The organism is Fusicatenibacter saccharivorans, assembly GCF_015557635.1.
GTDB lineage: Bacteria > Bacillota > Clostridia > Lachnospirales > Lachnospiraceae > Fusicatenibacter > Fusicatenibacter saccharivorans.
Genome location: NZ_JADNOP010000001.1, coordinates 336544 through 351648, shown reverse-complemented (window position 1 = coordinate 351648; position 15105 = coordinate 336544). Strand labels below are relative to the sequence as shown.

The 15105-nt window shown below is 49.8% G+C and carries 17 protein-coding genes; all 17 read left to right on the top strand.

Annotation, left to right across the window (positions count from 1 at the left end; translation table 11 throughout):
- Nucleotides 1-20: 20 nt before the first annotated feature.
- The 17 genes from I2G42_RS01605 to rimM all read left to right on the top strand — a co-directional run bounded on the left by I2G42_RS01605 (nt 21) and on the right by rimM (nt 15101).
- Complete coding sequence (locus I2G42_RS01605) at nt 21-893, top strand: carbohydrate ABC transporter permease (RefSeq protein ID WP_022461493.1); 873 nt, start codon at nt 21-23, stop codon at nt 891-893.
- Nucleotides 893-1753, top strand: a complete 861-nt coding sequence (locus tag I2G42_RS01600; protein WP_022461494.1) for a carbohydrate ABC transporter permease — start codon at nt 893-895, stop codon at nt 1751-1753. The genes I2G42_RS01605 and I2G42_RS01600 overlap by 1 nt, the downstream gene beginning before the upstream one ends.
- Before the next feature lie 117 nt (nt 1754-1870).
- The gene (locus I2G42_RS01595) at nt 1871-3190 is read left to right on the top strand and encodes a glycoside hydrolase family 32 protein (protein WP_118594786.1); all 1320 of its coding nucleotides are present in this window, start codon (nt 1871-1873) and stop codon (nt 3188-3190) included.
- A 134-nt stretch (nt 3191-3324) separates the two neighbouring features.
- Nucleotides 3325-4644 carry an aspartate kinase gene (locus I2G42_RS01590; RefSeq protein WP_117800910.1) on the top strand — a complete coding sequence of 440 codons (1320 nt, stop codon included), beginning with the start codon at nt 3325-3327 and terminating at the stop codon, nt 4642-4644.
- 209 nt (nt 4645-4853) lie between these two features.
- Complete coding sequence (locus I2G42_RS01585) at nt 4854-5090, top strand: helix-turn-helix domain-containing protein (protein WP_118594719.1); 237 nt, start codon at nt 4854-4856, stop codon at nt 5088-5090.
- A 58-nt stretch (nt 5091-5148) separates the two neighbouring features.
- On the top strand, nt 5149-5847 hold the full coding sequence (pyrH, locus tag I2G42_RS01580) for a UMP kinase (protein ID WP_022461497.1): 699 nt from the start codon (nt 5149-5151) through the stop codon (nt 5845-5847).
- A 210-nt stretch (nt 5848-6057) separates the two neighbouring features.
- A complete protein-coding gene (gene frr, locus I2G42_RS01575) occupies nt 6058-6576 on the top strand; it encodes a ribosome recycling factor (RefSeq protein ID WP_373141022.1) in 519 nt (172 codons plus the stop codon).
- A gap of 67 nt (nt 6577-6643) precedes the next feature.
- The gene (gene uppS / locus I2G42_RS01570) at nt 6644-7381 is read left to right on the top strand and encodes a polyprenyl diphosphate synthase (protein ID WP_022461499.1); all 738 of its coding nucleotides are present in this window, start codon (nt 6644-6646) and stop codon (nt 7379-7381) included.
- A 5-nt stretch (nt 7382-7386) separates the two neighbouring features.
- A complete protein-coding gene (locus tag I2G42_RS01565) occupies nt 7387-8178 on the top strand; it encodes a phosphatidate cytidylyltransferase (protein WP_173815691.1) in 792 nt (263 codons plus the stop codon).
- Between the two features lie 50 nt (nt 8179-8228).
- The gene (locus tag I2G42_RS01560) at nt 8229-9383 is read left to right on the top strand and encodes a 1-deoxy-D-xylulose-5-phosphate reductoisomerase (protein ID WP_173812433.1); all 1155 of its coding nucleotides are present in this window, start codon (nt 8229-8231) and stop codon (nt 9381-9383) included.
- Between the two features lie 6 nt (nt 9384-9389).
- Nucleotides 9390-10682, top strand: coding sequence for an RIP metalloprotease RseP (gene rseP / locus I2G42_RS01555; RefSeq protein WP_173815690.1), 1293 nt, complete (start codon nt 9390-9392; stop codon nt 10680-10682).
- A gap of 73 nt (nt 10683-10755) precedes the next feature.
- The gene (locus tag I2G42_RS01550; protein ID WP_173815689.1) at nt 10756-12009 is read left to right on the top strand and encodes a peptidoglycan-binding protein; all 1254 of its coding nucleotides are present in this window, start codon (nt 10756-10758) and stop codon (nt 12007-12009) included.
- Between the two features lie 160 nt (nt 12010-12169).
- Entirely contained in the window at nt 12170-12514 is a 345-nt protein-coding gene (ylxM, locus tag I2G42_RS01545) for a YlxM family DNA-binding protein (protein WP_330377042.1), read from the top strand.
- 2 nt (nt 12515-12516) lie between these two features.
- A complete protein-coding gene (gene ffh, locus I2G42_RS01540; protein WP_022461505.1) occupies nt 12517-13866 on the top strand; it encodes a signal recognition particle protein in 1350 nt (449 codons plus the stop codon).
- A 54-nt stretch (nt 13867-13920) separates the two neighbouring features.
- Nucleotides 13921-14166: a 30S ribosomal protein S16 gene (gene rpsP, locus I2G42_RS01535; RefSeq protein WP_195530648.1), complete on the top strand. Its 246-nt coding sequence runs from the start codon at nt 13921-13923 to the stop codon at nt 14164-14166.
- Nucleotides 14167-14187: 21 nt separating this feature from the next.
- On the top strand, nt 14188-14418 hold the full coding sequence (locus I2G42_RS01530; RefSeq protein WP_022461507.1) for a KH domain-containing protein: 231 nt from the start codon (nt 14188-14190) through the stop codon (nt 14416-14418).
- Between the two features lie 176 nt (nt 14419-14594).
- The gene (gene rimM, locus I2G42_RS01525; protein WP_022461508.1) at nt 14595-15101 is read left to right on the top strand and encodes a ribosome maturation factor RimM; all 507 of its coding nucleotides are present in this window, start codon (nt 14595-14597) and stop codon (nt 15099-15101) included.
- Nucleotides 15102-15105: the final 4 nt, after the last annotated feature.

The following is a 15105-nucleotide window of genomic DNA, read 5'->3' as shown; positions in this document are numbered from 1 at the left end:
GATATGAAGGAGGAACGAAAATGAAATCAAGCAACAAGGGAAAAGATTTCTGTGTATTTGCGCTGCCGGGCCTGTTCTGCTTCCTGGCAGTCGTCATGGTACCGTTTATCTACGGTATTTACCTGACCTTAACCGACTGGAACGGTGTTTCCAGCGTGAAAAACTTTGTAGGACTTTCCAACTTCGCAGCCGTTATGCGCGACGCGCAGTTCTGGAAATCCCTGCTGTTAACCTTTAAATATGTCATTGCGGTTGTTGTTCTCGTCAATGTGATCGCCTTTTTACTGGCTTATATTCTGACCCGCGGCATCAAAGGTCAGAACTTCTTCCGCGCCGGATTTTTCACCCCGAACCTGATCGGCGGTATCGTACTTGGATACATCTGGCAGTTCGTATTCTCCCGTGTTTTCGTCAGCATCGGTGAGACCACAGGATGGAGCCTGTTTGAAATTTCCTGGCTTTCTACCCCGAACAAAGCATTTGCAGCGCTGGTGCTCGTTTCAGTATGGCAGCTGGCAGGCTACATGATCCTGATCTACGTCGCCGGCTTTATGGGACTTTCCGAGGACGTGCTCGAGGCGGCAAGCATCGACGGTGCATCCGGCTGGGTAAAAATGAAAAACATTATCCTTCCGCTGATGATGTCCTCCGTTACTATCTGCCTCTTCCTGACCCTGTCCCGTGCGTTCATGGTATACGATGTCAACCTGTCCTTAACCGGCGGTGCTCCGTACGGAACCACCGAGATGGCAGCCATGCACGTATATGAGAAAGCATTCACATCGAGACAGTTCGGTGTCGGCCAGGCAGAAGCCTTTATCCTGTTTATCATTGTAGCCTGCATCAGCGGTATTCAGGTATACACCACCAAGAAGAGGGAGGTTGAAGCATAATGAATCAGAAGAAAATTGGCGGAACAAAGAAAAAAGTAACTGACGCGCTGGCTATGCTCCTTATGATCATCGTTTTCTGTGCGTTCATGTTCCCGTTTGTCATGGTTATCATCAACTCCTTAAAACAGAAACGTGATATCATCAAGAGCCCGTTCTCCTGGCTGTTTACCATCAAAGGTCTTTCGTTTGACAACTTTGTAAAAGCATTCAATCAGATGAACTTCCTGAATGCCTTCAAGAACTCTCTGGTTGTAACCGTAACAGCAACCGTACTGGTTACGGTACTCGCAGCTATGCTGGCTTACTACATCGTGCGTAATGTCAACGTATTTTCCAATATCATCTTTGCACTGATGGTTGCATCCATGATCATTCCATTCCAGGCAATCATGATCCCGCTTGTCAGTGTATACGGCGGAACCTTAAACATTCTGAACCACAGACTGACCCTGATCTTCATGCACACCGGATTTTCCATGGCGATGTCCGTGTTCATGTTCCACGGATTCATCCGCGGAAGTATCCCGCTGGCGCTGGAGGAGGCCGCTTACATCGACGGCTGTACCCACACCCAGACCTTCTTCCGCATCGTGTTCCCGCTGTTAAAGCCGATCATTTCCACCATGGTAATCATGAATGCGATGGCATTCTGGAATGACTTCCTGCTGCCGTCCCTGGTGCTGACCGACAAAAAGCTGCTGACTCTGCCGCTTTCCACCTACAGCTTCTACGGAACTTACTCCGCAGATTACGGAACCATCATGGCAGGTCTTCTGCTCTGCGTCATCCCGATCCTGATTCTGTACGTGGCACTGCAGAAACAGATCATCAACGGTGTCGTAGCCGGAGCAGTCAAATAAGTAAATCATAGAAATCAAGAACAAGCCGGGCAAAGGAGGGCGGAATTAAAAATGCTTTCTTTTTCCGGCTTTTCTTATCAGAGACAACAAGAAAGAGACAGAAAGGAAATCAAACACATGAAAAACAGATTACACGTAAAAGCGCCGGGCAACTGGGTGAATGACCCGAACGGCATGATTTATTATAAGGGACAGTATCATCTTTTTTATCAGCATTTTCCGTACGCGCCGCGCTGGGGCACCATGCACTGGGGCCATGCGGTGAGTCCGGATCTGATTCACTGGGAGCATGTCGGCGTTGCCCTGTTCCCGAGTCTTTCCGAGGACCAGAACGGCTGCTTTTCCGGAAGCGCAGTAGAAGAGAACGGCGTGATGCATCTCTTTTACACGGGTGTTCACTATAATCAGGTAAATCCGAAGGATATTCATCAGTGCCTTGATCAGGATTTTACCTCGGCGCAGCTTCACCTTACTTCGAAGGACGGTATGCATTTTGATGTCTTCGGGGATAAGGAGGTTGTTATCCCGGCACTCACCGATCCGGAAATCGGCGACAATACGCACACGCGTGACCCGAAAGTCTGGAAGGGAAGCGACGCATGGTATATGGTGCTTGGAAGCACGACGAAGGATCACAAGGGCGAGGCATTATTCTATAAGAGTGAGGATCTTTCCCACTGGCATCTGGCCGGACAGGCGACGACGAAACAGAAGCTCGGCTGGATGTGGGAGTGCCCGGATCTCTTTAACGTAAACGGACGCAGCGTCTTTGTATTCTCCCCGATGGAACTGATCGAGGACCCCGACGGCTATGCGGATCGGGCGATCTGTATGCTGCCTGAGTTTGATGAAAAAACCTGCACAATGAAATTTCCGGAGAACTGGCAGCTTCTGGACTGCGGCGGTGACCTCTATGCACCGCAGACCATGACGGATGCGGACGGAAACCGGATTTCCATCGCATGGCTTCGGATGCCGGAACCGGTAGATGGTATATGGCAAGGCATGTTCTGCCTGCCGCGTGTGGTGGATGTACAGAACGATCATATTTACTTCCGTGTTCTGCCTGCCATCCGCGACGGATTCTGCAAAAAGACGGATTCCCTCGTTTCGGCATGCGGAGAGTGTGCCATGATCCGCGCCGAATTAAAAGAGGGTGAGAGCCTGGAAATCGGCGGCTATAAGATCTGGCGGCAGAGCGGAAAAGTCTGCGCAGACCGCACGGATGTCTATCCATCCGGTGCAAAAGGATGGCTTCATGCCGAGACGCCGCAGTTAAAAGAGGGCGATCTTCTTGAGATTTTCGTGGATCCGAATATGATCGAAATCTATGCAAACAACGGCGAGTACGTATTAAGCCAGGCAGTTTACGGGCTTGGAGAGACATTCTCCTATGAAATGGAGAAAAAACCGGAAATTTATCTGTGGAATGAATAAATCAGCCCAAAAAGTTCTTGACGCATACGGGATTTTGTTCTAATCTAGTACGTAACAGCTTTCTAACGTTAAAGTGACGGGCTGAAAAACGAGATTTCGAAAGATATCCGAAAAGAACGCAAGGAGAGATTATTATGAAGAAAGTAGTAAAATTCGGCGGCAGTTCCCTCGCGAGCGCAGAGCAGTTTAAGAAGGTCGGAGACATCATCCGCGCAGATGAGGGAAGAAGATACGTGGTACCTTCCGCTCCTGGAAAACGAAATTCTGCTGATACGAAAGTAACCGATATGCTGTATGACTGCTATCGCACTGCAGTTGCTGGAAGAGATTTCAAGAAGAAACTGCAGAACATCAAAGCGAGATATCAGGAGATCATCGACGGTCTGAACCTCAGCCTGGATCTTTCCCCGGAATTTGAAAAAATCGCAGAAAACTTTGCCGCAGCAGCCGGAGAGGACTACGCCGCATCCCGCGGAGAGTACCTGAACGGTATCGTGATGGCAAATTATCTGGGATATACGTATATTGATTCTGCAGAAGTGATCTGCTTCGATGAGAACGGAAACTTCCTTGCAGACAAGACTGACGAAGTGCTCTCCGAGCGTTTAAAAGATCTGGATAACGCAGTCGTTCCTGGATTCTACGGCGCAAAACCGGACGGAAGCGTAAAAACCTTCTCCCGCGGCGGATCCGATATCACTGGTTCCATCGTGGCAAAGGCCGTACACGCTGACATCTACGAGAACTGGACCGATGTTTCCGGTTTCCTGGTAACCGATCCGCGTATCGTCAAGGATCCGGAAGTCATTTCCACCATTACCTACCGTGAGCTGCGTGAGCTTTCCTACATGGGAGCTACCGTCCTTCATGAGGACTCCATCTTCCCACTCCGTCAGGAGGGAATCCCGATCCACGTGCTGAACACCAACGCACCGCAGGATCCGGGAACCATGATCGTGGAGAATACCTGCAGCAAACCGAAATTCACCATCACCGGTATCGCCGGAAAGAAAGGCTTTGCATCCATCACGGTTGAGAAGAGCATGATGAATACCGAGATCGGCTTTGGCAGAAAAGTGCTCGGTGTTTTTGAGGACAACAATCTTTCCTTTGAGCATATGCCGTCCGGCATCGATACCATGACGGTATTTGTTCATCAGAGTGAGTTTGCAGCAAAAGAACAGCAGGTTATCGCAGGACTGCATCGTGCCGTACAGCCGGATTCTATTGATCTTGAATCCGATCTGGCGCTGATCGCTGTTGTAGGCCGCGGCATGAGAAGAACGAGAGGCACAGCCGGAAGGATTTTCTCTGCACTGGCGCATGCACACGTCAACGTTAAGATGATCGATCAGGGTTCCAGCGAGCTCAACATCATCATTGGCGTTGAAAACCGCGACTTTGAAACAGCAATCAAAGCAATTTATGATATCTTTGTCGTAGCGCAGATCTAAAATGAATCTATAAAAAATCTCTGTCAGGAGTCTGAACTTCCGACAGAGATTTTTTTATGGTTTTTATGCCGCCGTATCGCGGAATTCTTTTCGAATGGTGAATGTAAAAATACAGATTACCACACAACAGATGATCCAGGTCGTCGGTTCGCAGAAGCAGCCGGCGCGGTATCCGATCGACGGGACGAGAAACAGGGCGAAGAGTATAAATGCACATCAAAGAGATGATGTCCTGGGTGGAAAACCATCTGACGGAGCCGCTCACTTTAAAAGAAATCGCCGCAAGCGTTCACCTCTCTCCACGGGAATGTCAGCGGATTTTCAAAGCGTATCTGCACCGGACGCCGACGGAATATCTGCAGTGGAGACGGATTCTCGCAGCGGCAGACAATCTGCGGAACACAAACGAATTTTGCCCTTGTCGTTTTTGGGAACAGATGGTATAATCATTTCATAAATGCAAGACATTTGTGAAAAAATATCATAAAGGAACGAGGATGCAAGATGAAACGACGAGTATTACTGAAATTGAGCGGAGAAGCTCTTGCAGGAGAGAAACACACCGGTTTTGACGAGCCGACCGTCACAAAAGTGGCAAAACAGGTAAAAACTCTGGTAGACCAGGGGATTGAAGTCGGCATCGTAATCGGAGGAGGAAACTTCTGGAGAGGACGCAGTTCCGAAAATATCGACCGTACCAAAGCAGACCAGATCGGTATGCTGGCAACCGTTATGAACTGTATCTATGTATCAGAAATCTTCCGTTCCCAGGGAATGATGACCGCAGTTCTGACTCCATTTCCATGCGGAGAGTTCACAAAAGGATTTTCCAAAGACCGTGCAAACAAATATTTCCAGCACAACATGGTTGTATTCTTTGCCGGCGGTACAGGCCATCCATATTTCTCAACCGATACGGCAACCGTACTTCGCGCGATTGAGATCGAGGCAGACGAGATTCTGCTTGCAAAAGCAGTAGACGGTGTCTACGACAGCGATCCGAAAACAAACCCGGATGCAAAGAAATTTGACGAGATTTCCATTCAGGAAGTCATTGAAAAGGATCTGAAAGTGGTAGATATGACCGCATCCATCCTTTGCAAGGAAAACAAAATGCCGATGCTGGTATTTGGTTTAAATGAAGAGAACAGCATTGTAAATGCTGCAAACGGAAAAATTAACGGCACAAGAGTAACGGTATAATTAATAAAAATTCAGCAGTAAAACACTTGCTGTTTTACTGCGTAAGAAAATGATTCAGGTGTGAGCAGCTCTCCTTTTGCGAAGCAAAACTTTAAATGAGAGCTGCGAATGTCACAGTTCGCAGAACTGTGACCGTATAAGAGATAGCAGGAGGACAAATTTAATATGGCAAATCAGATCGACGAGAGAGTAAAACCGTTTGAGGTAAAAATGGGCAAATCCATTGCAAGCCTCGATTCCGAATTCGGAACCATCCGCGCAGGCCGTGCAAACCCGCACGTACTGGACCGCATTACTGTAGATTACTATGGAACACCGACTCCGCTGCAGCAGGTGGCAAACATCTCTGTTCCGGAAGCACGTATGATCCAGATCCAGCCGTGGGAAGCATCCCTGGTAAAAGAGATCGAGAAAGCGATCATGATGTCTGACCTTGGCATCAACCCGTCCGATGACGGAAGAGTCATCCGTCTGGTATTCCCGGAGCTTACCGAGGACCGTCGTAAAGAGCTGGTAAAAGAGGTAAAGAAAAAAGCAGAGGGCGCAAAGGTAGCCATCCGCAACATCCGCCGCGATGCCAATGATGCGTTCAAGAAACTTGCCAAAGAGGACGTTTCCGAGGACGAAATCAAAGAGCTCGAGGAGCAGACCCAGAAATTAACAGACAAATATATCAAAGAAGTAGATCAGATGGTGGACGTAAAATCCAAAGAAATTATGACCGTGTAATACAAAGAAAACGAGGGGCTGCCTGTCATTTGCAGGCAGCCTGTTATCGTTTACGGAGGAAAAAAGTATGGATAATGAATTAAAAGTGCCGAATCACATCGCCATCATCCTGGACGGAAACGGCAGATGGGCGAAAAAACGCAATATGCCGCGCGGCTACGGCCATATCGTCGGATGCGACAATCTGGAAAAAATGTGTGACGTGATTAAAGACATGGGTGTCAAATATCTGACCGTCTATGCGTTCTCAACCGAGAACTGGAAACGCTCCCGCGCCGAGGTGGAGGGCCTCTTAAAGCTGTTCCGCCAGTATCTGAAACGATGCATCAAAAAAGCACATAAAAATCAGATGCGCGTCAAAATCATCGGAGATCCGAGCGCATTCCCGCAGGATATTCAGGACAGCATTCATGAACTGGAGGAGTGCTCCAAAGATTACGATCACATGTACTTCCAGATCGCAATGAACTACGGTTCCCGCGATGAGATCCTGCGCGGCATGACCCGCATGATCGAGGATGTGAAAAACGGAACTCTCGCAGAGAATGCGTTTGATGAGAACGGAAAACTGACGGAGCAGTGTTTTGAGAGCTACCTCGACACCGCTGGAATCCCGGATCCAGATCTTCTGATCCGTACAAGCGGCGAGCAGCGCCTTTCCAACTACCTGATGTGGCAGCTGGCCTACACGGAATTTTACTTTACCGAGGTTCCGTGGCCGGATTTCCACGAAGAGGAATTGAGAAAAGCCATCGAACAATATAATAACAGAGACCGGCGTTACGGCGGCGTGAAGGAGGAATAAAAAAGATGTTTAAGACAAGACTGTTAAGCGGCATCGTGCTCGTCCTTGTGGCGCTGCTTACGATCTGCAGCGGCGGAACCGTGCTTTATATGACGGTTCTGTGCCTGTCGCTGATTGGCGCAGGAGAGCTGTTCCGCGCGATGAAGGTAAGAGAAGATAAATGGAATCTGTTGGAAATTACGGGCTATGCGGGCGTTGTGATTTTCTATCTGTCCCTGCTGCTTCATGACCCGATGTACCAGATGCTCGCGCTGATCCTGGATCTCGTGCTTCTGATGGCAGTATACGTATTTACTTATCCGAAATACAACGCCAATCAGGTGATGCCGGCGTTCTTTGCGGTTGTCTATGTCGGCGTAATGCTTTCCTATGTATATCAGACCCGTATGCTGGACGGCGGAAAATTCCATGTATGGCTGATTTTCCTGTGCTCCTGGGGCTGCGATACGTGTGCATACTGTGTCGGCGTACTCTTTGGAAAACATAAAATGGCACCGGTTTTAAGCCCGAAAAAATCCGTAGAAGGGGCTGTCGGCGGTGTTGTCGGAGCGATTCTGCTCGGCATCATCTATGCGGCTGCGACAAAGGGCGGCATGGTGGAATACGCCATCATCTGCGGTGTCGGCGCGCTGATCTCCATGGTCGGAGACCTTGCGGCATCCGCAATCAAACGAAATCAGGGCATCAAGGATTACGGAAAGCTGATTCCGGGCCACGGCGGTATTCTCGACCGCTTCGACAGCGTGATCTTTACCGCACCGATCATCTATTTCCTGTCGGTGCTTCTGATTCATTAAAAAAGCTTCCCCTACAGCATAAACGGGAAGCAGATGGGAGAAACTGGAATATGAAGAAAATAGCAATTCTTGGTTCAACCGGTTCGATCGGAACCCAGACCCTCGATGTCGTGCGTGCCAACGGCGATCTTGAGGTGGTCGGCATCAGTGCCGGAAGCAATATTACACTGCTCGAGCAGCAGATCCGGGAATTTCATCCGAAGTTTGCGGCAGTTGGCGATGAGGCGAAAGCGGCAGAACTCCGTGACAGAGTGAAGGATCTTCCTGTAAAAATCGGCAGCGGCATGGACGGCATGATCGAGCTTGCCACGATGCCGGAGAGCGAAATCCTTGTGACAGCGATCGTCGGCATGATCGGCATCCGCCCGACGGTTGCGGCGATGAAGGCAGGAAAAGACATTGCACTGGCAAACAAAGAGACACTGGTAACGGCGGGACACATTATTATGCCGCTGGCAGAGGAATGCGGTGTGCAGATCCTTCCGGTGGACAGCGAGCACTCGGCGATTTTCCAGTGCCTGCACGGGGAAAACAGAAAAGAAATTGAAAAACTTCTGATTACTGCATCCGGCGGTCCGTTCCGCGGAAAAACAAGAGCGGAGCTCGAAAACGTAACGGTAGAGCAGGCGCTCCGTCATCCGAACTGGTCGATGGGGCACAAGATCACGATTGATTCCGCGACACTCGTTAACAAAGGACTGGAAGTCATGGAAGCAAAATGGCTGTTCGGTGTTGATCTCGACCACATCCAGGTTGTGGTACAGCCAAAGAGCATTATCCATTCCATGGTAGAATTTAAAGACGGCGCTGTCATGGCACAGCTTGGCACACCGGATATGAAACTGCCGATCCAGTACGCACTGTATTACCCGGAGCGCCGCTTCCTTGCAGGCGACCGCCTCGACTTTGCGGCGCTGACACAGATCACGTTTGAAAAACCGGATATGGATACCTTCCTCGGCCTTCCGATGGCAATGAAGGCGTCCCGGACGGGCGGCTCCATGCCGACGGTCTTCAATGCGGCAAATGAACGCGCCGTTGCACTGTTCCTCGCGAAGAAGATCCGTTTCCTCGAGATTTACGACGTGATCGCCGGTGCAATGGAAGCACACAAAACGATTGCCGATCCGACGCTGGAGCAGATTCTCGCGGCGGAGCAGGAGACGTATGAATGGATTGCGAACAGATATAAGATGGGAGAATAAGACAGCATGATTGTAAAAATCCTGATAGCCGTACTCATTTTCGGAATCACCGTCATTATCCATGAGCTGGGGCACTTTCTTCTGGCGAAAGCGAATGGTATTACCGTGACGGAATTTTCGATCGGCTTTGGCCCGACGGTGGTAAAGACAGAAAAAGGAGGAACGATCTATTCCTTAAAACTTCTGCCTTTCGGCGGTGCGTGCCAGATGCTCGGCGAGGACGGTGAAGAGGAGGGGGAAGGAACCTTTAACAGCAAATCCGTGTGGGCAAGAATTTCCGTCGTTGTGGCGGGACCGGTGTTCAACATGATTCTGGCATTTTTCTGCGCAATCTTTGTGATCAGTTACGCGGGAAGTTCCCCGGCGCGCGTCACAGAAGTGGCAGACGGTTCGCCGGAGGCAGAGGCAGGCCTGGAAGCGGGAGATATCATCACTTCCTATGAGGGAAGACATATTTCCATCGGAAAAGAGCTGAACTCTGTGATGACGGTACAGGGCGTGCCGACGGATGAGATTACGCTGGAGGTTAAAAAGGCCGACGGGGAAAAGAAAACGATCACATATGAACCGACGGTGACAACGCGGTATATGATGGGCTTCAACTACGATGACTGCGACCGCGGCATGGAATTCACGTATGTGCAGCAGAATATGCCGCTTGCCGCTGCGGGTGTTGTCGCGGGCGACCTGCTCGTATCGATCAACGGAGCGCCGATCACCTGTGTGGCAGATTTTACTGCTTACCAGACAGAGCATCCTTTCGATGGAAGCGCTGTGACGCTGGAGTATGAGCACAGCGGAAAGACGAAAGAGATTACGGTGACACCGGTTGAAAACATGTATGCGAATGTACAGTTTTCGTATCAGCTCCGGGAGAAACAGTCCCCGATCGGCGTGCTGAAATACAGCGTGCTGGAGATCAAATACTGGGTGCGCACCGTCATTGACAGCGTCGGTATGCTGATCACCGGACAGTATTCCGTGAACGATCTTTCCGGCCCGGTCGGCGTGGTGGATGCGATCGGAACCGCCTATGATGATGTAAAATCGCAGGGCGTTCTGGTTACGGTGATGACGATGCTGAACATGGTGATTCTGCTGTCATCGAACCTTGGCGTCATGAACCTGCTGCCGCTCCCGGCACTCGACGGCGGACGGCTTGTCTTTCTGATCATAGAAGCCATCCGCAGAAAACCAATCCGGCGAGACCTGGAGGGTATGGTTCACTTCGCGGGCCTGGTGCTTCTGATGGCGTTGATGGTCTACGTCATGATCCACGACGTCCAGCGGATCCTGTAAATCGAAAAGTGAAAAGCAACAAAGCCTCATATTCTGCATACCATAAAAGGAGTGCAGGATATGGGGCTTTTTTATGAAAAATTTGCGTATGCAGCAGGAAATGACTGACCGCGGGCGGCTGGAAATCCGGGTAAATGCAAGAATCCAGGCGCGGCCTGTTTCCGGGGCGCGGGTGACGGTTTCGTATACGGGAGATCCGCAGAATGTGATCGAGGAGCTGATTACCGACGGGGACGGCAGAACGGAGACGCTGGATCTGGCGACGCCGCCGCTCGAGTACAGTCTGGAACCGAATGTGAATCAGCCGTATTCCGAATATACGGTGAAAGTGGAGGCGGAAGGGTATGAACCGGTTGAAGTGACGGGCTCCGAGCTTCTTTCAGGAGAACAGTCCGTCCAGCAGGTGGACCTCGGACCGGCAGAGGGCGCAGCGTTTGCGGATGTGACGATCCCGGACCATACGTTGTTCGGCGAATATCCGGCGAAAATTCCGGAAAGTGAGATCAAGCCGACGTGGGAGAGCGGTGAGATTGTGCTGTCCCGCGTCGTGATCCCGGAGTATGTCGTTGTCCACGACGGAGCGCCGACCGACAGCACGGCGCGCGACTATTATGTGCGGTACCGCGACTACATCAAAAACGTGGCGTGCTCGGAAATCTATGCAACATGGCCGGATGCGGCGATCCGGGCGAATATCCTCGCAATCATGTCATTTACGCTGAACCGTGTCTATACAGAATGGTACCGCAACAAGGGATACGATTTTACGATCACTTCGTCGACAGCCTACGATCACAAATGGATTTACGGCAGAAATATTTTCGACAGCATTTCCCTTGTGGTCGATGAGATTTTTGCCGATTACCTGTCGCGCCCGAATGTGAAACAACCGATTCTGACGCAGTACTGTGACGGAAACCGTGTGAGCTGCCCGAACTGGATGAGCCAGTGGGGGTCCAAAAACCTGGCGGACCAAGGGTATTCAACGATTCAGATTCTCCGCAATTATTATGGAGACAATATGTATATCAACACGGCGGAGGAGATTTCCGGCATCCCGTCCTCCTGGCCGGGGTATGACCTCACCATCGGCTCGTCCGGGAACAAGGTACTGCAGATGCAGGAGCAGCTGAACGTGATTGCGGAGGTGTATTCATCGATTCCGACGGTCTATGAAAATGGCTATTTCGATGAAGAGACGCAGGACGCCGTCGAAGCGTTCCAGCGGCTGTTCGGCCTGCCGGTTTCCGGCATTGTGGATTATCCGACGTGGTACAAAATCCAGTCGATTTATGTGGCTGTGACGAGGATTGCGGAGCTGCAGTAGGTATACAAAAGTCTTTATAAGGGGCGTGTTTTCTGCGAAAAAACGCGGAAAATGCGCCTTTTCTGCGGCTTTTGAAACGGATCAGAAAAATTTTAAAACTGTCAAGAAAAAATACTTGACACCCAGCATCATTTCGTGTATGATAACCAAGGTGATCGCAATGGAAAAAATATTGGAACAGACATTACTGTATGATTTTTACGGCGAACTTCTGACTGAACATCAGCGTCAGGTATACGAAGACGTGGTGCTCAACGATTTTTCCCTGAGCGAGGTTGCGGCAGCGCGGGGCATTTCCCGCCAGGGAGTCCACGATCTGGTCAGACGCTGCAACAAGACACTGGAAGAGTATGAAGAAAAGCTTCATCTGGTACAACGCTTTGTACAGATCAGGGAAAATGTGAACGAGATCCGAAAGCTGACAGACCCATCCGGTGATACCCCGAAAGAAGATGTGATGCAGCGGATTGCGGCAATTGCATCGGATATATTAGAGGAGCTTTGAGCATGGCATTTGAAAGTTTAACCGAGAAACTCCAGAATGTTTTCAAAAATCTCAGAAGCAAGGGCCGTCTTACCGAGGCGGATGTAAAGACTGCGCTGAAGGAAGTTAAAATGGCACTTCTCGAGGCGGATGTCAGCTTCAAAGTAGTAAAACAGTTTATCAAATCCGTACAGGAGCAGGCAGTCGGACAGGACGTCATGAACGGACTGAACCCGGGACAGATGGTCATTAAAATCGTAAATGACGAGCTGGTTAAGCTGATGGGCTCCGAGACAACGGAGATTGCACTGCGCCCGGCAAGCGAAGTTACCATCATCATGATGGCAGGTCTTCAGGGAGCCGGTAAAACAACCACAACCGCAAAAATTGCAGGAAAGTTAAAAGCAAAGGGAAGAAAACCTCTCCTTGCCGCCTGTGACGTCTATCGCCCGGCAGCGATCAAACAGCTGCAGGTCAATGGAGAAAAGCAGGGCGTGGAAGTGTTCGCCATGGGAGATAAAAACCGTCCGGTGGATATCGCAAAGGCAGCGCTGGTGCATGCAAAGACAAACGGCTTCAATGTATTGATTCTGGATACGGCAGGCCGTCTGCACATCGACGAAGAGATGATGCAGGAGTTACAGGATATCAAAGCGGCTGTTCCTGTGGATCAGACCCTTTTGGTAGTAGATGCTATGACCGGACAGGACGCAGTCAATGTGTCCGAGATGTTCAACAATAAAGTCGGCATCGACGGCGTAGTACTTACAAAATTAGATGGTGACACCAGAGGCGGTGCGGCACTTTCGATCCGCGCAGTTTCCGGCAAACCGATTCTCTATGTCGGCATGGGCGAAAAGCTTTCGGATCTGGAACAGTTTTATCCGGACCGTATGGCGTCCCGCATTCTCGGCATGGGCGATGTGATGAGCCTGATTGAAAAAGCACAGGCAAACATCGACGAAGAAAAAGCAAAAGCCATGGAACAGAAGATGAAGAAGGCGCAGTTCGACTTCAACGATTATCTGGATTCCATGGAGCAGATGCGCAATATGGGCGGCATCTCCAGCATCCTGAATATGCTTCCGGGCGTCGGCGCGAAAATGAAGGGCCAGGATCTTGAGAGCATGGTGGATGAAAAAGACATGGCAAGAAAGGAAGCTATTGTACTTTCTATGACGCCAAAGGAAAGAGAAAACCCGGATCTCATCAATCCGTCGAGAAAGCAGAGAATTGCAAAAGGCGCCGGTGTTGACATCGCGGAGGTAAACCGTTTCATCAAACAGTTTGAACAGTCAAGAAAAATGATGAAACAGATGACCGGAATGGTCGGTAAGGGTGGTAAAAGAGGAGGATTCAAACTTCCCTTTTAGCATAAAAGAAAAAATATAAATAAATACATGAATTTACAATGGAGGTAAAGAAAAATGGCAGTAAAAATGAGATTAAGAAGAATGGGACAGAAGAAAGCTCCTTTTTATAGAATCGTTGTAGCAGATTCCAGATCCCCAAGAGACGGACGTTTCATCGAGGAGATCGGAACTTACGATCCGAACCGCAAGCCGAGCGCAATCAGCTTCAACGAGGAGGCTGCTAAAAAATGGCTGGCTAACGGCGCACAGCCGACCGAAATCGTTGCCAAACTCTTAAAACAGGCTGGTATCGAGAAATAATTCATACGGGGGTATCTTGTAATGAAAGAACTTATCGAAGTAATTGCAAAATCTCTGGTTGATCATCCATCTGAGGTAGTTGTGACAGAAACCGTCAGCGGTGATGACCTTCTGCTGGAACTCAAAGTAGATCCGTCAGATATGGGAAAAGTCATCGGACGTCAGGGACGCATTGCGAAAGCAATCCGTACGGTTGTAAAAGCAGCTTCCTCAAAGAGCGACAGAAAAGTTGTCGTAGAAATTTTACAGTAAGTAAAAGATAGGAAAAGGAACCGACAGTTGTTGCCGGTTCCTTTCTTTACGCGGGCAACGAGACAAAGTCCGTGCTTGCACGGGACCTTGGCGACTGCCGCGATAACTTGAGAAACTCGCAAAGCGTGTTTCTCAAGCCGCAATACACAGTAGAACTGGTTGGAAAGGGTTTTTGAATGGAAGAATATTTGCAGATTGGCGTAATTACCACAACCCACGGCGTACGCGGTGAGGTAAAGGTATACCCGACGACAGATCCGGAGCGTTTTCTTTCTCTGGACCGCGTTTTTCTCGATACAGGAAAAGAAAAAAAAGAACTCCATGTAACTGGCGTGCGTTTTTTCAAACAGCTTGCCATTGTAAAATTCAAAGGAATTGACAACATCAACGATATCGAACGGTATAAAGGCTGCAGCCTCTATGTGACGAGAGAGGATGCCATTCCGCTGGAAGAGGACGAATACTATATCGCAGACCTGCAGGGAATGCAGATGTACACCGAGGACGGCGAACTGTTCGGCACGCTCCGCGATGTGATGGAGACCGGTGCGAACGACGTCTATATTGTAGATTCGAAAGAGCACGGAGAGGTTCTGATTCCGGCGATCCATGACTGCATTCTGGATGTGGACCTGGATGAACAGAAGATGACGATTCACCTTCTTCCGGGCCTGATTGACTGATAAA